Consider the following 19,442-nt stretch of genomic DNA (forward strand, 5'->3'; position numbering starts at 1 on the left):
TTCCTAGTTAGAGTACGATAATATGCTTGGAAAATCTATGAAAAAAGTGTATAATTGAAGTGTGTTAAACTTTTATCATGAACACTTTACGATGACCATGAAATACACACTTATTACTAATTCTGTTGAAGTTACAGTTTTGCCAATTTACATTGAAGAGCAATCCATTCCTTATGAAAATTGTTACGTATGGATGTATAATGTTAAGATAAAAAACAAAAGCTCATCAACCATTCAATTATTAAGTCGCTATTGGCAAATAATAGATCATAAGGGGAAAATAAATGAAATTGCCGGAGTTGGTGTTATTGGAGAACAACCTGTAATAAAATCTGGAGAGGTATTCAAATATACAAGTGGAACATACTTAAATACACCATCAGGAATAATGCAGGGTAAATATGAATTTCTGAACGAAGAGAGCATAAAAACCTTTGATGTTATGGTACCACCCTTTTCCTTAGATAGTCCATACGTTAACACTAGACCTCATTGATCATCAAGATAGTGTATTTGTTTAAGTGCATCTGAAACCAGTGCTTCTTGTTTTGTCATTTGAGCTTCCATAATGTCATCCGAGTAGCTGATACTGAGATCCAACTAAGTTGATAAACACGAAAGCACTGACCATTTGCTTCTATAGTTGTCTTTTTTCGTCTATCTTATTTTGTTACTCTGCTGAACAGATGCAAAATAGTTTATTTTTGATTCTTATCATCAAGTGTGAATAAGATTATTGTAGAGGTTAAACCTATAATAACTATCATTAACGAAAATGGGGCAGCTTCTCTGTAACGCTCATCGCTGACAAGTTCATATACTCTAGTTGATATAGTTTCAAAATTAAATGGTCTGATAATTAGTGTTGCCGTGAGTTCTTTTACCGTATCCATAAACACGAGCAGAAATCCCGATAGTATACTTTTCTTGATAAGGGGAATATGAATATTCAGGCACGTGGAAATAGGCCCATGACCCATAGTATATGCAGTCCATTCAATTTCATTTGGTGTTTTTTTGAGTCCCGACTCTATCGCCTTGAAAGATATAGCAAAAAAACGAAATAAATATGAGTAAACTAATGCGCCAATAGTTCCTACCAAGCTAATTTCTACAATATATTGAGTAATGAAAGAAGATATTCTGCTTAAAAACATTATTATGCTAATTGCAATAATTGCATTTGGAATTGCATATCCAAGAGAAATTAGACGTGCTATATTGCTTATTAGCTTATTTTTACGTGCTGTATATCCAATAATTATTGCAATGCTGATCGAGATTAGCGCGGTAATAAATGATAAACTAATACTGTTTGTTATTATATTGTAAAATCTTGCTTCGTATATGAAAAAGCCTTTCTCTATGCTCCAATATATAAGTGGAATCATTGGTAAAATAAAGCCTATTAATATCGGCAATAAACACATAAGATAAGAAAAGATCAACGATATAGAACCGTTTATACTACGTTTATTGTGATAATCTGCATTAGTATTGATTGAAGAGTAAGATATTTCTCTTTTTTGTAGTTTTTTCTCGATAACTATTAGTGTTGCAACGAAAATCAGTTCTGCAACTGCCAAAACAGTAGTTGAATATTTGTCATGCAGTAAAAACCAAGTACGGTATATTCCCGTCGTGAAAGTATCGATAGCAAGAAACTGTGGTGTGCCGAAATCTGTAATTACTTCCATTAGTACCAAGGATAACCCAGCTATAATTGATGGACGTATGGAGGGTATGATGACAGAAAACAGACTCTGTAATGAGGAGAACCCAAGTGTTGATGCAATAGTGACTGAGTTACTAACGCTCTTTAGACTTGAGCGGACCAACATATAAACGTATGGATATAGACTAAATCCCATTACTAATATTCCACCACCTAGGGATTTGATCTCGGGAAACCAATAGTCACCTTTGCCCAATTGAAAAGTATCTCTTAACAAGCTCTGAATCGGACCTGAAAACTCTAGCGTATTTACATAAACAAACGATACTATATATCCAGGAATTGATATCGGAAAGAATAAGGCAATCTCAAAAATTCTACTTCCGGGAAACGAAAAAAATGTAGTAAGCCAAGCTGGAATTACTCCAAATATAAAGGATATTAACCCTACTCCTACCATCAAAATCAACGTATTGAGTATATATTCAGGAAAAAGTCTACTAATTACCCATCCAGAGTTTGCTGATTCTGTAAATAGAATCGATATTAACGATAGTATAGGGCAGACAAATAATACACTTACTAAAAACAAGAATATATTTTTAAATACTCTCAGAAACATTAACTTGAATCTATATTTGATATTAAAATGTTATATGCAAAAACTAAAGATATCCAGTAATTAACAGCCGTCCTATTGAATATCTTCATAATTTTATATATTATGTTTTAAATCGATAAACTAATTAATTATGAGTTTTGTCATTGCAACTTTCTATCATTTTGTAAAACTCTCTAATTATTATGACATGAAAGATGAAATAAAAGTTGCATGCGACAATGTCGAATTAAAGGGTACTATACTCCTTGCAGAAGAGGGTATTAATGCAACCGTATCTGGTGAAAGAAACGCGATTGATAAAATATTCGATTTTCTACGTTCTGATTATAGACTAAGGGACCTTACATGGAAAGAGAGTGCAGCAGAATATCAACCATTTAGTAAGATGAAAGTGAGATTAAAAAGAGAAATTGTGAATCTTGGTGTAAGTAATCTCGATACTTCCGTTAGAGGTCAGTACATTGATCCAGATTATTGGGATGATTTTATCTCTCAACCTGATGTTTTAGTGATAGACACACGAAATGATTACGAAGTAAAACTAGGCAAGTTTAAAAATGCAATCAATCCACATACTCAGCGTTTTCGAGATTTTCCTCAGTGGGCAGAGTCTTTCTCTGAGAGTAAAGATCTGAAAGTGGCTATGTACTGCACTGGTGGAATCAGATGCGAGAAATCTACAGCATATATGAAAAGCCTTGGATTTAACGATGTTTATCACCTTAAAGGCGGTATTCTTTCCTACCTTGAAAAAACTCACAACAAAAGTGGTAATTGGGAAGGCGAGTGTTTTGTTTTTGATGATAGAATTGCTGTTGATCACTCACTCGCCCCAAGTGATAAAATAAAATGCATATTCTGCTCAAGTAAAGTTTCAACTGATGAGCTGAAATCAGTTCCACGTGGCCAGGTAGTTTGCTCTGATTGTAAATCTTTAAGTATTGAAAGAAAGCTAGAATTCAATACGAACCTCTAAGAAAATTTGCTTATTGCACACTTACTAACCTCAATTTTATCAAGACATTTACCTACTACATAGCTCGCTCCAGCTCCAAGTAACGCACCAACTATAGCAAATGCAATCAACACTACACCAGAACCGCCAATAAGAGCTAAAGTGTCTTGCCATAAACAACATGCTGCAACTAGACCAGCAACTAAACCAATTCCTACACCTATGCACCTAAGTTTCATGTTATTACTAATATTGTAACCTCTTCTATGCTTTAGGCTATGACTAGTATTGTTACTTATCCAATCAAAGATTTTGACATTTGGGTTTTTGTCCATAAAATCGATAAGCTCACCTATTGTTTTGTTACGCAAACTATCTAAAAATATAATTTTATCTTCTACATATTGTTCAAATACATTTTTTTTACGTGTCATTTATTTTTCCATACTATTAGAATATGTTTTTACTACACTGCACATCTTAACAATTGGTAAATTCCCATATAAGAATAAGTAGATAATCTTACCACTATAGGTGGGACTAAAGCGCTATAAGATTAAATTCCTGAAAAATGTTGGTAAGAAGAGCTTTTCCAAAAACAATAAAGTTAAGAGTTGAAGAGATAGTAAAAGAGCGACTTACAGTTAATCCAATTGATTTTGGTGAATCGTTTTGTTACAAACTCAAAGGATACAGAAGACTGAGAACTGGCGATTATCGTATCATATAAATGCTGCAAAGTATGAAGTGTTTCAATAAAACACAGAAAAGACATTTACGAGTCTGAGGCTCCATACTAATATCCTTCCAGTATTAACTTACTGTAACCTTTCCGGTTGAGCCACTGCGATTCTTTGCAACGTTTATCTCTAATCCGTTATTAGCATCGATTTTATAGTCTGTAGAGTAGTAAAATTATAGGGGTATAGTCAAAAAATGAGTTATTTTTGAGCTGAGCAAAGCCACCTAAGGTGAAGAGGAAGGAGGGCTGTATAATGAAATATACAATGCTTATAGGAAGGTTCTAACTTTTATAGATGTATTCTCTATTGCAGTAATTATTACTGTACGTTCTAATTTACTTATCCTATAAACCAAACGATAATCACCAGATCTTATTCTACGATGTCCTTTGAACTCACCGAGCAAGGGATCTCCTGCCTTCTCAGGAGAAAGTGTAAGACGCTCTTTTACGATTTCTTTTACCCTTGACCATATTGTCTTTGGAAGATTTGGAATGTCTTTGTGAACTACATTTTCCTCATAGCAGATTAAATACTTATCACCAGTTGATGTCTTCATGCCTGATGAATTTTGCATTTCGAGTGTCACGTTGAATAGCAAGTTTGGCTATTGCCATATCTTCTTCATTTTCAATAGCTTCTTGTATAAACTGCTCTGCTAGCTCTTGAGCTGATTGATTCTTTACTTTAGCTAAACGAGTAAGGTTTTTTAAAACTTTTTCACTAATGTTAATACTTGAATCAGCCATAAGTTTTACCGAAATCTACTGCATAATTATACAACATTTTCCTAAAATTTTCAATAAAGAATTGTATTGACGGATTATGGTAGATTGAGTATATACTAGTATTAGATTTTAGGGAGAAATGACACAGACGTATTGCAAGACATCATTAGGAATAAGGAAGGTATGCTGGCTACTGGATGTATTTCTATGATAACAACTACTCTTCATCATCAAAAATCAAGAAGGCTCTGCAACTTGATAACTCTATTCTTTTATTGACGTAGATGACTCTGAAAAATTGCGGAGCTGAAGTGCTATGGTTATTACGGTTTAAGAACAAAACGGAAAATCCTATGTTACACTAGAAATAATGTGCGGAAAAGGGGGGATTCGAACCCCCGACATATTTTCATATGTGCACGCTTTCCAAGCGTGTGCTTTAGACCGCTCAGCCACCTTTCCATACTTATTCATAATATTAAAAATTATGCTGCTAAACAACTGGTATATATGGTTCGCCACGGAAATTCACAGTATTGTTAAACTTGTTTTTGCACGTTAAAAACGCTTTATCACAACCTGCAAGTATCGAATATTTATCTCCGGTAGAAATTTGATATGGAGGAGAAGCAAATAATGTAACTACTTTATTTTTGTATTCTTTAACTACAACTTCAAATGTTGCTGAACTAAACACTCCGTGCTTATAATATCCATCGCTTTCGATTAAATTAGTGTCTTCAAATCTTCTTTCATCTATCACTTTAGTAATTGTGCTCATTCTACTAAACTTTTTAGCATCAGCTTTACATCTATCATCGCAAAATTGTGCCCTGCATACAGGAGAATATAGCTCTGTTATGCTTCTCTCAAGCTTTGTCGCAAGACCTCTAATTTCAGCGATAAACCTCCCACTATTTAATGTTACTTTACCAAAAGTTCCTGCATGCAAATTCATAATTCCCTGACTCAAATCTTTATAATTCACAAGAAATATTTCAATATTTGCAAAGTCATACCTTCCTGATAAAACATCTTTTTCTTTAATATCAGCACTATTTAATATTCCTTCAATTTCTAAATTATCAGTTCTCAAATCGCTATTTAATATTATACTGCTGGCTATAAAACCGCTTGAAGATTTATAGAATACATTATTGAGATTTAAATCTTCATCATAGTCAGTAAATCCCATTACTTCTCCACTTACAAGTGTTAATTTCCAGCAAGTAGCGATGGTAAGTAATTCTCCAGTTAAATGGTTTTTTAGTTTGGTTTGCATACTGCTTAATTGATTGAATTTGAAAACGTTCGATAGGTAAGGGATTATATCCATTATCTGAGTAGCCATAGGGTGTCATGCCAGCGCCCAGACTATTGGCATCCAGTTAAATTTACGAGTATAAAAGTAATGTTAAAATACAACGTTTCTGATGATGATGGAAAAATGGATCCCAGTGTCAAGCACTGGGATGACACCATTTACTATGCAAATTGCCACAATTTTCGTACAGCTGTGACTGGGATGACATTACTTATTGTGTGAATAAAATAAATACTCGTAGAGTTTATTACGCACTGGCTTATGTTTATTTGATCGATGAGTAAATGCTAACAGATAAGATACACACCACATTCAAGTTGTGGTGTGTATTACTAGAACAAATTAGAAAGAAAACTTCACACCAGTGAGGAGAAGAATTCCTTTGTTGGAAGGTACATCAGCATTATTTTTATCTTTCAGCGCACCTTTTTCATCAGTCATAAAATAATGTAAGGCTGCATAAGGAACAAATTTGCTCTTATTGCAAGAAGATAGATCATACTGAACACCAAGTGCAACATCATGAAGCATATCTTTATCACTCATTCTGCTACCAAAGTATGTCACGCTTGTGTAGATGTTATCATATTGATAACCAGCACCTGCAGTCCAATACATGGTATTGTTATCATTAAATTGCTTTAAGCCATTTTTTCTAGCAATATCAGTAGTCTCTTTATATTCTTTTGAAGCAAGGTCGAGTTCCTTGATACTCTTAGGTTGACCAGATTTGCCTAAATATGCAAAAGAAGCAGCGAATTTTACACTTTGATCTTCATCAATCTTATAATCAGCGCTTGCACCCAAATTAATGCCTGCCAGATTATTGTATTCTATGAACTCATTATAAAGGTGCTTATCTTTACTCGGTTGCTTTGAAAACCCATATTCACCAACTACGGAAGTTTTAACTTTTACATTATGTTTACTAAAGTCATATTCATATGATGCACCAGCGCTTATTATATGCTGGTAATCTGGTCCAACATGTCTTAACGTTTCCTTATGCTTTACCTCATCTTGCTTTTGAGCATTTTTAGAAAGAACTGAATCTATTTCTTTTACAACGGATAAACCACTATCGTAGCGAGGTGAGTAGCTAAGACCAAATCTTGCACCCATATAATTCGGCGAGTAGTAAGCAGCTCTAAATGGCAATGTGGTCATAACCTCTTTGTTGTATTTTCCTGCCATACGGAAGGAGAGTTTTTCGCTCTCGCTCGAGAAGCTTTCAGTGTAAAGACGTGGTGTTACGTAAAATGGGAAGTTTGCAGCACTTCCTTCTAAGTTTACTTTTCTGAACCAGTCACTATCTGCAGCTCCATCAACAGTTGCAATTCTTGTTGCATCAAGTCTCATCAGAGACTCAGGACCAAACTGATAACCAAGTTTCAGATCACCATATTTTGAATTCAAAAACACATGTGCACTTCTACCTCTTGCAGCATTCACGCCTTGTGAAGCTCCTTTACCTTCAGTAACTGGAACATGGAATTGTACATCGGCACCATAACGAAGACCAATATCCTCATTTTTATTTTCAGCTCTTAAGTGCAATATTGCATCTGAAATCATGCCCATGTTTTCACTGTAATCACCAATATTCCCTATCCCTTTAGGAAATATTGGATTTGCTCCTTTTATACTATCTGGAGTATTGTTAAAATAATCTGTAGATTTACCTGGCATAACATTATAATGGTTATAGCCACTTAGCCCATGGTTACCATAACCTTGAGAATCAACAACGCCACCGAAAGTTATTCTTAAACCATCCCCTTGATTGGTATTGATAATATCAACCCCACCAACTGAAACAACAGGACTTGCCTTACCTTTTTCCTCTGTATTGCTGTTAACAACTTTTACATCCTTTTTTATATCTTTAGCTTCAATTTTAGCATTCTTAGTTTTAGAACCCTTAATTTTTGACTTTTCTACATTAGAATTTTTAGTGCTTAGAGCTTTCGCCTTTGAATCCTCTATAAGCTTTGCTTTTTTCTCTTTTGCTAGCCTAATTTCATCTTTTTTCTTTTGTTTTGCTACTAATTTTAACTCTTCTTTTTTCTTCTTTTGTTCAGCTGCTAATTTTAACTCCTCTTTTTTCTTCTGCTCAGCTGCTAATCTTAGTTCTTCTTTTTTCTTAAGCTCCTCGGCTTTTTTTCTTGGATCAGCATTACATATCCTGTCCATTTTTTCTTTTAGTTTCTTATTTGACGTCTTCATCACTTCCATCTTTCCAGAAGTTTTGATTGACTCGTTACTCTCTTGCTTTTTTACTTCCTTCATACTCTCGTCAGAAAAGTCAGCAGCAAAGCCACTGAAAGAACATAAAGTCAATAGAGAAGCTAGAGCAGTTCTAGTATAAATAGATTTTTTCATGAAGTGCCCCCAAAAAATTTTAAAATCATAACATAAATAGTATAAAGGTGTTGAAAATCCAACTTAAAGCAACCTTATAGCGAAAATAAAGGTAAAATGCAATACTTTAAAAGCAACTTTCTTAATACGCTCAACGTGTATATTAACCAAAATTTAGTACAGAGGTTTGCTTGTTAGTGTATTATAACTCTATACTTATTCTATGGAAGTAAAATTTACTCAAAGTAAAAGCATAAAAAGATTAAATTATTAATATAAATTGTTGACAATAATATTAATTTGTATTATAGTTGGTAGATTATTGTTTTATTTTTGATAGATTGGGGTACTTATGGATTTTAGTTTTTTACGCAATTGGTTTAGCACTACAGGTGCTGCTACAGGCTCAGAGCCAGGTAATACTGAACAGCCAGACTCTATTTCAGTAGATGATGGCAAATACGAGATGAAAGAATATGACGATGAATTTGAGATCATTGAAGATTATGAATTTATAAATCGTGCTGATCCAAATGAGCCATGTTCTTTACCTTCTGACTATAAAATAGATGAAAGTATTGTAAAAATTGCAGGATTTGATAGAGAGAAATTATTAGAAATGGGTAATTTCTGCAAGATAAGCTATGGCGATGATGATGGTAAATTAAGTAAAAAAAGATGTAACAACCTAGCTCAAAGAGTATACAAAACTGAATTTGAAATTGTAGAAGATTTTGAAATTGTTCCATCTACTGAAAAAATGTATAAAACTAGAGCTGAACTCATCAGCGAAGGTTATGAAATTATTCCATTTGGTAATAGCTTTGAAAAAGATGCTGGTCACGTTTTTATAAAAGGTAAAGAAATAACAATAGCCTACCATGGTACTCGTCTGAGCCAGAGTTTTAATGATGGAATTACTGATATAAATGTACTTTTTGCTACTTCGGAATTTTTACCTGAAGGTGGAAGAATTCATTGTGGTTTCTATAATTCATTTATGGATTCATGGCCTAATCTGTATGGCATTTTGAAATCTCATGCTGAAAAACAGGGATCAGAAATCAAGGATTTTAAAATTAATCTCACAGGTCACAGTATGGGAGGAGCTATTGCTAAGATAGCTGCTTTATGCCTCAATAAAACAGAAGGAGCTGAAGATGTTCATGTTGCAACTTTTGGTGATCCACGAGTTTTTGATCTTACTGCTAGTGAATTTTATAATGATGTTCTTCAAGAAAAAACCATTAGAGTAACTCAACATAGACAAGACCCAGTACCAGCGGTATCACCTGGTATTTGTGGTTATGCTCATGTAGGTGCACAATTGAGAATATCAGTACCTGAAGGATATTTTGTTCATCAAATAGATGGTTATCATGAAGCCATTAAAATAATGGATGAAAAAGATTTCCGATCGAACAATAACGTTTCTCTCTTTTATTACCCTTCGAGAATATTAAGTCGAATTAACTGTGCAGTTTTAGGTAATGCTCAATATTATGCTGCTAATTTAGGTAATTATATTCTTGGTGGACAAAATTTTTTCGAGAAAGTAAAAAAGGAATACCAAGATAAAAACTTAGAAAATTTTTCTAAGCTTGAACAAGCAGAAGTTAAGCAAAGGGCACATCAAAATGTCTTTTCTACTACAAGGAGTTTATAACTACTATACAGAGCAATCATTAGATTGCTCTGTAGCATCTATTCATTTAAATTCAATATAAAAATTTCCACCAGAAGTTATTTTCCATTCTTCTTTAAATTTCTTTAGGTGTTCTTTTTTTTCGCATTCTAAAAGCAGTTCTTCTATGCTCTTATTATAGCTTTCTGTAGTAATTCTTCCTTGATGATGCATAAACCTCAAATAAATCAAATAAGTGTTAATCACATCTGTTTCACAATAATCGCGAATCTCTTGTATTTTGCCACTATCATATAAGTCCATAACTTGTGAACCATCAACTCCAATCTTACCGGGAAGATTAAATGCTGCGCAAACTTCGTTCATCTTCATTCTTGCAGAAGCTCCAAAATCAGAGAGAGATTCAAGCAAATCACAATGCCAATCACTACTGTACCTCTGATTGTAACTATTCCACTTATCGCCAGCTTTGTGAAAATATTCTGCTTGAATGCCATGAACCATAGCACGGTACTTCAGTACCGGTATATCAAAAGTGCGTCCATTGAACGAAACTAGTCTTGGCTTTTTCTCTGATATGTAGTTAAAAAATCCCTTTACTAGCTCTTTTTCATTGGAGTTTACTGTGCCTCCAGATCTTATTTCTTGTAGTGTGAACATTTCATAACCGCTCTGGCGTGTTATATTACAAAGTAAAAAACTAATGACTACAACAAGGTGGAAGGGCTGACGCAGAAAAGAGTTTTGCCCGTTTGTTATTTCAAGATGATATTTTGTTAATGCGTTCCTCTTTTCTTCTACACTGCTATCATCACTAATATTTAGTAAATTCTTGCAGGAATTTACATCTGGTATAGTTTCAATATCAAATACTAACAAAGAATTAAGCATTACTTATATATTCCTCAGGGCGATCAGTCCAAGGTCGCACTTTTACGAACAAAAAGAGATGAACTTTACACTCAAATAACTTTTCCAATTCTGTACGCGCCTCGATATTAATTTTTTTTATGCTACTGCCGTCTTTTCCTAGCACTATTTTCTTATGATTATCTTTCAATACAAATATGATCTGTTTTATGACTAAACTCTTATCTTTTTTTTCCTCAAATTGTTCAGTTATAACAGCTGTAGAGTATGGCAATTCTTCACGTAGGTTCAAGAATAACTTTTCTCTCGTAATTTCCGCTGATAAAAAATCAGCTGAGGAATCAGTTATTTGATCTTTTTCATAAAACCAAGGGCCTATCGGTGCAATTTCAGACAAGTAACTAGTCAGATCAGAAAGTCCATCATTCTTCAGTGCCGAGATCGTAAAAATTTTTTCAAACTTATAAAGCAAATTTAGGTGCTCATGTGCCATCTTGAGCTCTGATTTCTTTACTAAATCAGTTTTATTGATAACCAAAATGCATCTGCCTTTTGTGCGCTCCAGTCGTGCAAATATCGTTTTTATTCTTTCTATATTTTTTAGGTAATTGTTTACATCAACAAGCAATAAAGTAATGTCACTATCCTTAACTGCTCCCCATGCAGATTTGACTAAAGCTTTTTCAAGATTTGTTTCTGCTGAACACACTCCCGGAGAGTCAGTAAAAACAATTTGCGCATTGTTGCATATAGCAACACCCCTTACCTGTGTCCTTGTTGTCTGCACTTTAGGGGTGACAATTGCAATTTTCTTGCCTACGATGCTGTTAATTAGCGTTGACTTTCCAGCATTTGGCAAACCAGCTATCGTTACAAATAAGCATTTTTCTTCTTTCACAAAGGAAATTATAAAGAAAACTAAATGCTAACGTCAATTGATTATTTTGCAGGTAGATTGCACTCTTCCTCTTTTGAAGAAAAACGCTCAACTATAGGTGATATAATATAATCATTCACTTTTTCAGCTATTGGTTCAATAACACAAAATGTTACAAATACCCCTGCGATTACTGCTATGGGTGCTATCACCGCACCTGCTAAAGCTGCCGATCCCATTCCAAGCATTGCACCAGGGAAAACAGCAGTTGCAGCTGCAGCAAGACCAACTCCAGTTGCAAAGCTTGCAGCACATGAACAAGCACCAATAAAAAAACTTTCTTTGGAAAATTTTTCATTATAAATAAATTTACATGCAAGTAAGGCTGCCGAAACCGCAGCAATAATTCCACCCATTACTAAAGGTGATAAAGCTGTAAAACTGAGTCCCAAACCTGTAAGTGCTCCTATTGATGTAGCTATACCTAAGGCAAATAACATTGGTTTAGTCTTGTTGTCCATATAATCCTCCTAAATAATAATTTTCTAAAAAGCTTTTAGCTACTTTTAGTATAGCTGAACTAGTTGAATAGGGGAAGGAAATTTTTTATGTTAAAATTAAAGAGCGGGAGAAGGGGTTCGAACCCTCGACCTCAACCTTGGCAAGGTTGCGCTCTACCAACTGAGCTACTCCCGCAGTTAAATTCTGCTTAGATTCTACTTCTAATTATAGGTACATATTACAATTTGTAAACCCTACATGCATGAAAATCATGAGAGCCAATTTTCTATGATCTTTTCGTATACTTAAAACTCATTTTTGATTATTGTATGTGTCATAAAACATATTAAATTTATGAGAATATTTATATATAAGGACGACCTGCCAGCCAGTGCAATACCGAATGATATAAAATCTATAGCTGTTGATACAGAGGCAATGGGGCTACTGCATAGCAGAGATAGATTATGCCTTGTTCAGCTCTCTTTCAATGATGGCAACGCTCACTTAGTTCAATTCAAAAACGATTATACAGCTCCAAATTTGAGAAAAATATTAGAGGATAAAAATATAACCAAAATATTTCACTTTGCGCGATTTGATGTGAGTATAATACATTACTACCTGCAAACTTGGGCACTGCCTTGCTATTGCACGAAAATAGCCTCACGTTTAGTTCGCACCTACACAGATAATCATAGCTTAAAAGAGTTGTGCTTAGAACTACTTGATATAAAATTAAATAAGCAACAACAATCTTCTGATTGGGGAAATGAAAATTTAACAGACAAGCAAAAAAGTTATGCTGCATCTGATGTTTTATATCTCCATAAAATAAAGGAAAAGCTAGATTTAATGCTAGAACGTGAAAATAGAAAAGAATTAGCCGAAAAGTGCTTTGAATTTCTTCCTACTCGTATTGAGCTAGATTCAATGGGTTGGGGGAGTGTAGATATCTTTAATCATCATATGTAATCACTTCACTTGAATCCAGAAAAATTTAGTTGATCAGCTGTTAATTGATACGCTATATTTATAAAAATTTAGGTATTTTATGAGTGATGATATTAAAGCGGTAAATGATCAAAATTTCGAATCTGAAGTTGCTAACCACAAAGGATTTGTGCTGGTAGATTTTTGGGCAGAATGGTGTGGACCATGCAAAAGTCTGATGCCACGTATCGAGCAATTGGCTGAGGATAGAAAAGGCAAGATCAAGATCTGCAAGTTCGACATAGATGGAGAAACTGAAGTGCCAAGTAAGTATGGAGTTCAATCTATACCTACTTTAATCATATTTCAAGATGGTAAGGAAATTGCACGCAAAATTGGCGCAATAAATGATTTACACAGTTGGGTTGATAGTGAAATAAGCGAGTAGACAAATTTCCTTTTGCGTGTATTATAGGTGTTGATAAAAGGGATTGTAGCTCAGTCGGTTAGAGCAGTTCGCTCATAACGAATTGGTCGTAGGTTCGAGTCCTACCAATCCCACCACTATCGATACAATTGCAAGGTCTACTTTCTTGGATAAGCTTTTTGCCTTATTAAAGTACTTGGTTGTTAGTGTTTGAAAAATCCATGATATTAGATTCCTTGCATAACTGGAATTCAAAAATTCCAGCGCGGTTTTCTTATTGGATCTCAGCTGGGATGACGCCTGGTTATGAAAGAAATCTATTGTCAAAAAAAATTACTTCCGCGTATTTTGAATCTGATTATAATGACAATTAGAGATATTTTAAGAGCTCAAATTTGTCTGCAGACTTTCAATTAATCTTTCAATAAAAAGCGTGCTCTTCAGCTTATATCTGTCGTGTGTGCGCTGCATTTTTTTCTAATCTTTTTATACAGGAGGATTTTATGTCCAGAATTCCAGATATTTGACCTTTACTTTAGCTAATCACAGGCGCCTGTGATTTTTATAAAGAAAGTGTAGGAAAAACTTTTTCCAGGCATAAATTTGCCATGTATACCTAAAAAGTAATTATATTAGCATAATGTTCATACTTATATGCTAATATTAATATTATTAAAATTGAAGAATATTATGGAACAACAAGCATCAAACAAAGAGAAAGGGATTGAATTTAGATATAATCAATGTAATCAGAAATGCCATTCCTACAAAACAAAACGGACAGACCAAGAATGCCTAGATAAATGCTATGAGAAGTACGTTTCTAAACTTTATCCACAAATTAGTGAGAAATTATTAGCTAGTGAAAACAATCTCTATGATGAAAGCGAAAAATTATTGCTTATAGCAAATGAAATACACAATCAAGATGCAATGTTTTTTTAATCACAAAAGAAACACTTATTTCAATATTTGCAGAGATGTTAGATTTTTAGATATACTCTGACTTATTGAACAATTCTTTAAATTGGTAAAATACTGTTTCTTTTCCTCTATTTCTTTTTCACTATTCTTTCCACATATCGCTTCTGTTTTTATCTCTGGTTGTTTCTCTTGATTGAGAGAGCCCTTCTTTTCAAAATAATTATCTGTGAATTCTAAAAAGAGTGAAATCAGCTCAGGAAGATTGTATTTGTGTTCACTTGATGAGCACAATTCTGTAATCGAAGAAAAGTGAATATCATCTGCCTTAATAGGTAGTAACGATAGAAACTTATTCCAGCATTTTCTCATTACTCCAACTTCAGGTTCAAGATTTTTTATTTTAGCTAAATTAGTATTCTCCATGAAAAACTCTTTGTATTGCTCAAAACCTTCAAAAGTTTCTTTTTTTTGGTAGTTTTTTTTCCTATGACTTTTTTCTATGTCAGAAATTTTAGTACCTATATTTGCCTGCTTACTAATAAAGCCATCGTTCTCTAGATTAAAACAAATTGTGTATGGAGTAATATCGTTTACTATTGTATGTGGCTTAAAGTGCCAACCAAAGCATTTGAGTATGAATTTTATTATAGCAGGAAATAGCCATTTAGGTTTTGATATGTGTAGTAATTTCACTACAAGTTTTTTGAATGAGCTAAAGGATTTATTGATAACGCATCTTAAATGAACATTGTCATCTTTTTTAAACTTTTTATAAACCTCTGCAGCTATTGGTCCTCCAGCACAGCTTCCATACAGTACTATATTGTCTGGGTGAATGCCTTGCTTTAGAAGATCTGAAATGACTGCAATTCCTGCATTTACTCGATTTTGACCGTTTAAAGAATGACCTTTGCTTTTTCCAGAACCAGGAAAATTAATAAGGTGAACATCCATACCTGCTTCAGCTGCCCAATTCCATTCACTTTTGTCTTCATCTGGCTCTTTTTCAAAAGTATATGTAAGCCCTGGAAAGTAAACTATATGCTTTTTCTTTCTGCTATCTGCACTGCTCTTCGAGTTTGACATCACTATCTTTTGAATTCGCATTCCATTTTGAACTTCTACGAACTCTTCCCTAATTTTTATTGTATTTTCTTCTGTTACTTTCATTTTGCGTTTTTCACTATATTGATTTAATAATACATGAAATTTTAGAAAAAATCAATTTTTACTAAAAAATTAACTTATAGCGTATCTATCTTTATATTTATTGGAATTAAGGTAGTAATGGGAAATGTCTCTTGACATTTGATAAACCTAAACGTAGCCTAAAACAATTTAGTGTTTATTTATGACATTTGTTCAATCACTTAATAATCAATTAGATAGTTTACACTTATTAAAACACCCATTTTACGAGTCATGGAATGAAGGTAGCTTAAGCCTGCAGGCTCTTCAAACCTATGCTAAGGAATATTATCACCATGTTGCTGCTTTCCCTCGTTATATCAGCGGTATACATTCTTTATGCCCCAATCTAAAGATGCGGCAAGTTTTACTTGGTAATTTAATAGAGGAAGAACAAGGCGATGAGAATCACCCAGAATTATGGCAGCGTTTTGCTGAAGGACTGGGAGTAGCACGTTCAGAACTTTGTGAAAATGAACAAATTAAGGAGACACGAGAATTAGTTGATGGTTATTTTGACATTGTAAAATCAGATTTTGCAGCAGGTCTTGGAGCTCTGTACGCTTATGAACGTCAAACTCCAGAGGTTTCTAAATCTAAAATTGAAGGTCTAAAAAAACACTATTCAATAAATGATGAGCGTCCTCTCAAATTTTTTACTGTTCATATGGAAGCTGATGAGTGGCATTCTGAAGAATGTGCAAACCTTATTGCAGATTTAAACGAAGAAGAACAAGAGAAAGTTATGCAAGGCGCTGAAAAAGGAGCAAAACTCTTATGGGGTTTTCTTGATGGCATGATGAATGTTGATGTTTGTCATTAATTATAAGTAGATACTAAATTCAGTGGTAGCATGTAATCTTCTTATATCTGATTTACGGCTTTGGGTTCATTTGGGATGTAGTGCAGAAGAGAAGTTTTCTCCCCAATTGGTGAGTATTGACGTTGATTTCACTTTTAAATCTCCTCCTTCAGGGCTTACAACTGATCAACTTAAAGATACTATCTGCTATTTGGAAGTAGTGCAAAATATTCAATCTCTTGTTCAGGGCAAGCAATTTAATTTAATCGAGCATTTAACTCATGATATATACAGGATGATTAACGACCTTTTTATGCAAAAAGAGCATTCTGTCAGGGTGACTACTCACAAAATCGCACCACCAGTTCCTGGTGTGCATGGGGGCGTTTTTTTTACTTACTGTAATGAATTGCAAGAATGATCTATATTTCTATTGGATCAAATATAGGGAATCGCCTTTCCCATTTACAAAGAGCTACTGAGTTACTAAAGAAGCGCTATTTAAAAGACTTAAAGTCTTCGATCATTCTAGAAACTAAGGCTATTTTACCAAATGGTGCTCCACCTGATTGGAACAAGCCATTTCTCAATATGATTGTCTATGGAAGTTGTTCTTCTTCTCCTGAGGAGCTACTAAAAGGCTTAAAACAAATCGAATGTGATATTGGTCGTCCACAAGTCTACGAAAAATGGGCACCTCGTGTTATTGATTTAGATATTTTGTTATGGGATGATCTAACGCTTGATACACCTGATCTTAAAATTCCTCACCCAGAATTGGTAAACAGGCCATTTTTGATCCACTTGATGGCAATGGTTAACAAAACATTTGCTTTCAATGTTCAAGACTGTTTTTCAAAGAGTTTTACGATTTCACCAAAGCTTATGGGTATTGTCAACATTACCCCTGATTCATTTTCAGATGGTGGTCTTTATTATGATGCGAATCGAGCAACCAAGCAGGCATTGCAGCTGGTATCAGATGGTGCAAGCATAGTTGATCTTGGAGCTCAATCAACAAGGCCTGGAGCTTCAATAAAGACGCCAGAGGAAGAGTATGAACGTCTAAAACCAGTACTTGATAATCTTAGCGACTATATGAAAAATGGTGATATTGAAGTCAGCATTGATAGTTTTTGGCCAGACGTTATTTTAAACGTTTTGAAGCACTACAATATTGCCTGGGTAAATGATCAGAAGGGAGATCTGAGTAGTAATACCTTAAAAGAAGTTGCTAGCAGTGGGTGTAGTGTCGTTATTATGCATTCACTTTCGATACCACCACATAAGGACAATATTATTCCACATGATATTGACCCAATTGATATCATAAATAATTGGGCAGAGGAGAGCATTAATAGGTTACTTGCCCTTGGTTTTGATGAAAGTTCAATAATTATTGATCCTGGTATTGGTTTTGGCAAATCTATGTATCAGAATATTCAGATTTTACGCAGTATAGAAACTTTACAAAATTTTGGCTGCAAGGTTTTAGTTGGCCATTCCAGAAAGTCATTTATTTCCTCTTTTTCCATAGAATCTCCCTCTAATAGAGATTTAGAAACAATTGCTATATCTGCTATACTGCAAAATAAGGTTGATTTCCTTAGAGTGCATAATGTACGCGACCACATGAGATTTTTTGTAGCCCAAGCTGTCTTAAAGTGATGAAGATTATTGGAATTATGGCTGTTGACCCTAATGGGGTAATTGGAATAAATAATGATTTGCCCTGGCGTTATCCAAGTGAGTTTAAACATTTTTGTCAAGTAACTGACAAGCAAGTTATTGTGATGGGAAGAAAGACATTTGAAACCGTGCCTCAGAGTATACTAAAGAATCGTACACCTATTGTTTTCTCCCGTAACAAGTGTTTTAATAGAGGCCCAAAATGTACTGTTGTCTCTTCCATGCAAGAATTTCTGTCAATTCAAAGTATAGCTCTTCTCATAATAGTCAGAATAAAAAAGCAGAATCAACAGCTTGACGGAAAGACTTAAAAATAGGGATATTTTTTCTAGCTCTGTTCTTTATAGCAAACCACTGATGCTCAATTTTGTTAAAGTCTGGAGAATATGGAGGAAGATAAAGAATTTCAGCACCAACTCCTTTAGCAAGATTATCTATTTTTTTAGATTTATGAAAAGTAGCGTTATCAAGAATTACAGTTTGGCCAGACCTTAAAATTGGAGTTAAAAACTGCTCAAACCAAGCCTCGAAAACATCCTTATTGCAATATCCTTCAAAGGTCAATGGAGCAATGATTTTCTCTTTATTTAGAGCTGCAATCATACTGACCCGCTGAGCTTTTTTACCTGATTTTAGTGAATGAAACCTCTCTCCTTTTCTGCAGTATCCGTATGGGTAGTCTTCTGTATTATCTATTCCAGATTCGTCAATATATACAAGATTTTCATGACGTTTTGTTGCTATAACCTTTGAAAAGTGAGCTCGCTTCTCTTCATTTCTTTCTTTATATCCGTAGGTCTTTTTTTCTTGTAAATCCAATATTTTTAAGTGCACGGTGAATCGTTTGTCTACTGATATTGCCCCAGAGTTTAGCCATCTCTGACTGAGTTTTGCCACCATGGTTTTTTGCAAATTTGGTAAAAACATTCCAGTCAGTAATTTTATGGTTATATCCTACGCTTCCAGGCTTTTTTGACTGAAAATCTCCCGTTTCCTTACGTCTTTTCTGCCACTCATATAGAGTTGTTTTTCCAATTTTAAATCTCTCGGCAACATTTGCTCTACTTTCTCCTTCATCCAATGCTTCCATTGCTTTTTTCCTTAAGTCGTAACTATACGCTGCTGGCATACAAACCCCACTACCATAAATCCATATCTTAACTTGTTTGGATTATTAT

At 34.2% G+C, this 19,442-nt stretch carries 21 protein-coding genes, 3 tRNA genes and 1 pseudogene; 12 read left to right on the top strand and 13 right to left on the bottom strand.

What is annotated here, in order from left to right; genetic code table 11:
* The first annotated feature begins 91 nt into the window (after positions 1-91).
* The gene (apaG, locus tag ABWU35_RS00605; protein WP_012481895.1) at positions 92-496 is read left to right on the top strand and encodes a Co2+/Mg2+ efflux protein ApaG; all 405 of its coding nucleotides are present in this window, start codon (positions 92-94) and stop codon (positions 494-496) included.
* A gap of 202 nt (positions 497-698) precedes the next feature.
* On the opposite strand, the gene ABWU35_RS00610 is transcribed toward apaG, so the two are convergent.
* On the bottom strand, positions 699-2,297 hold the full coding sequence (locus ABWU35_RS00610) for an ABC transporter permease (protein WP_019078664.1): 1,599 nt from the start codon (positions 2,295-2,297) through the stop codon (positions 699-701).
* A 130-nt stretch (positions 2,298-2,427) separates the two neighbouring features.
* Between ABWU35_RS00610 and ABWU35_RS00615 the strand changes: the two genes are divergently transcribed.
* A complete protein-coding gene (locus tag ABWU35_RS00615; RefSeq protein ID WP_012481894.1) occupies positions 2,428-3,273 on the top strand; it encodes a rhodanese-related sulfurtransferase in 846 nt (281 codons plus the stop codon).
* Here ABWU35_RS00615 and ABWU35_RS00620 read toward each other — a convergent pair.
* Positions 3,270-3,686, bottom strand: coding sequence for a hypothetical protein (locus ABWU35_RS00620; protein WP_007302133.1), 417 nt, complete (start codon positions 3,684-3,686; stop codon positions 3,270-3,272). The two genes, ABWU35_RS00615 and ABWU35_RS00620, sit on opposite strands and share 4 nt — an antisense overlap.
* 137 nt (positions 3,687-3,823) lie before the next feature.
* Between ABWU35_RS00620 and ABWU35_RS00625 the strand changes: the two genes are divergently transcribed.
* Positions 3,824-3,982: a type II toxin-antitoxin system RelE family toxin gene (locus ABWU35_RS00625; protein WP_007302132.1), complete on the top strand. Its 159-nt coding sequence runs from the start codon at positions 3,824-3,826 to the stop codon at positions 3,980-3,982.
* Between the two features lie 281 nt (positions 3,983-4,263).
* On the opposite strand, the gene ABWU35_RS00630 is transcribed toward ABWU35_RS00625, so the two are convergent.
* The 5 genes from ABWU35_RS00630 to ABWU35_RS00650 form a co-directional block, all read right to left on the bottom strand.
* A complete protein-coding gene (locus ABWU35_RS00630; RefSeq protein WP_264685552.1) occupies positions 4,264-4,572 on the bottom strand; it encodes a type II toxin-antitoxin system RelE family toxin in 309 nt (102 codons plus the stop codon).
* Positions 4,535-4,744 carry a DUF6290 family protein gene (locus ABWU35_RS00635; RefSeq protein ID WP_007302130.1) on the bottom strand — a complete coding sequence of 70 codons (210 nt, stop codon included), beginning with the start codon at positions 4,742-4,744 and terminating at the stop codon, positions 4,535-4,537. The genes ABWU35_RS00630 and ABWU35_RS00635 overlap by 38 nt, the downstream gene beginning before the upstream one ends.
* Before the next feature lie 354 nt (positions 4,745-5,098).
* Positions 5,099-5,185, bottom strand: a tRNA-Ser gene (locus ABWU35_RS00640).
* Between the two features lie 31 nt (positions 5,186-5,216).
* A complete protein-coding gene (locus ABWU35_RS00645; RefSeq protein ID WP_007302129.1) occupies positions 5,217-6,005 on the bottom strand; it encodes a DUF2163 domain-containing protein in 789 nt (262 codons plus the stop codon).
* Positions 6,006-6,389: 384 nt separating this feature from the next.
* Entirely contained in the window at positions 6,390-8,429 is a 2,040-nt protein-coding gene (locus ABWU35_RS00650) for a porin (protein ID WP_265014480.1), read from the bottom strand.
* Between the two features lie 331 nt (positions 8,430-8,760).
* Here ABWU35_RS00650 and ABWU35_RS00655 point away from each other — a divergent pair, with 331 nt between their 5' ends.
* Positions 8,761-10,074 (top strand): lipase family protein, encoded by a 1,314-nt coding sequence (locus tag ABWU35_RS00655; protein WP_007302125.1) that lies wholly within the window; start codon positions 8,761-8,763, stop codon positions 10,072-10,074.
* Between the two features lie 42 nt (positions 10,075-10,116).
* On the opposite strand, the gene ABWU35_RS00660 is transcribed toward ABWU35_RS00655, so the two are convergent.
* The 4 genes from ABWU35_RS00660 to ABWU35_RS00675 form a co-directional block, all read right to left on the bottom strand.
* On the bottom strand, positions 10,117-10,944 hold the full coding sequence (locus ABWU35_RS00660; protein ID WP_007302124.1) for a 3'-5' exonuclease: 828 nt from the start codon (positions 10,942-10,944) through the stop codon (positions 10,117-10,119).
* Positions 10,937-11,821 (bottom strand): GTPase Era, encoded by an 885-nt coding sequence (gene era, locus ABWU35_RS00665; RefSeq protein WP_264685554.1) that lies wholly within the window; start codon positions 11,819-11,821, stop codon positions 10,937-10,939. Before era ends, ABWU35_RS00660 begins: the two co-directional genes overlap by 8 nt.
* A gap of 41 nt (positions 11,822-11,862) precedes the next feature.
* On the bottom strand, positions 11,863-12,321 hold the full coding sequence (locus ABWU35_RS00670; protein WP_007302122.1) for a hypothetical protein: 459 nt from the start codon (positions 12,319-12,321) through the stop codon (positions 11,863-11,865).
* 102 nt (positions 12,322-12,423) lie between these two features.
* Positions 12,424-12,496, bottom strand: a tRNA-Gly gene (locus tag ABWU35_RS00675).
* A 159-nt stretch (positions 12,497-12,655) separates the two neighbouring features.
* On the opposite strand from ABWU35_RS00675, the gene ABWU35_RS00680 reads away from it, so the two are divergent.
* From ABWU35_RS00680 to ABWU35_RS00695, 4 genes are all read left to right on the top strand, one after another.
* The gene (locus ABWU35_RS00680; RefSeq protein ID WP_007302121.1) at positions 12,656-13,276 is read left to right on the top strand and encodes a ribonuclease D; all 621 of its coding nucleotides are present in this window, start codon (positions 12,656-12,658) and stop codon (positions 13,274-13,276) included.
* Between the two features lie 79 nt (positions 13,277-13,355).
* Entirely contained in the window at positions 13,356-13,682 is a 327-nt protein-coding gene (gene trxA, locus ABWU35_RS00685) for a thioredoxin (protein ID WP_007302120.1), read from the top strand.
* A gap of 39 nt (positions 13,683-13,721) precedes the next feature.
* Positions 13,722-13,798: transfer RNA gene (locus tag ABWU35_RS00690), tRNA-Ile, on the top strand.
* Between the two features lie 553 nt (positions 13,799-14,351).
* Positions 14,352-14,606, top strand: coding sequence for a hypothetical protein (locus ABWU35_RS00695; RefSeq protein WP_007302118.1), 255 nt, complete (start codon positions 14,352-14,354; stop codon positions 14,604-14,606).
* Between the two features lie 15 nt (positions 14,607-14,621).
* Here ABWU35_RS00695 and ABWU35_RS00700 read toward each other — a convergent pair whose 3' ends face one another.
* Positions 14,622-15,755: an alpha/beta hydrolase family protein gene (locus ABWU35_RS00700; protein WP_264685555.1), complete on the bottom strand. Its 1,134-nt coding sequence runs from the start codon at positions 15,753-15,755 to the stop codon at positions 14,622-14,624.
* A gap of 181 nt (positions 15,756-15,936) precedes the next feature.
* On the opposite strand from ABWU35_RS00700, the gene ABWU35_RS00705 reads away from it, so the two are divergent.
* The 4 genes and pseudogenes from ABWU35_RS00705 to ABWU35_RS00720 all read left to right on the top strand — a co-directional run.
* Complete coding sequence (locus ABWU35_RS00705) at positions 15,937-16,596, top strand: CADD family putative folate metabolism protein (protein ID WP_264685556.1); 660 nt, start codon at positions 15,937-15,939, stop codon at positions 16,594-16,596.
* Between the two features lie 22 nt (positions 16,597-16,618).
* Entirely contained in the window at positions 16,619-16,996 is a 378-nt protein-coding gene (locus tag ABWU35_RS00710) for a dihydroneopterin aldolase (protein ID WP_007302114.1), read from the top strand.
* The gene (gene folP, locus ABWU35_RS00715; protein WP_254229408.1) at positions 16,993-18,243 is read left to right on the top strand and encodes a dihydropteroate synthase; all 1,251 of its coding nucleotides are present in this window, start codon (positions 16,993-16,995) and stop codon (positions 18,241-18,243) included. Before ABWU35_RS00710 ends, folP begins: the two co-directional genes overlap by 4 nt.
* Positions 18,243-18,533, top strand: a pseudogene (locus ABWU35_RS00720) (dihydrofolate reductase); the annotation flags it as partial. The gene folP and the pseudogene ABWU35_RS00720, both read left to right, overlap by 1 nt.
* On the opposite strand, the gene ABWU35_RS00725 reads toward ABWU35_RS00720, so the two are convergent.
* Positions 18,532-19,393, bottom strand: a protein-coding gene (locus ABWU35_RS00725; protein WP_265028085.1) for an IS630 family transposase whose coding sequence is annotated in 2 segments (ribosomal slippage) — positions 18,532-19,069 and positions 19,068-19,393 — 864 coding nt in all. Because the reading frame shifts where the segments join, the coding sequence is not laid out codon by codon here. The pseudogene ABWU35_RS00720 and the gene ABWU35_RS00725 sit on opposite strands and share 2 nt — an antisense overlap.
* Between the last annotated feature and the right edge of the window lie 49 nt (positions 19,394-19,442).

Origin of the sequence: Wolbachia endosymbiont (group B) of Xylocampa areola (genome assembly GCF_964028205.1) — a bacterium.
In the GTDB taxonomy this organism is placed as follows: domain Bacteria; phylum Pseudomonadota; class Alphaproteobacteria; order Rickettsiales; family Anaplasmataceae; genus Wolbachia.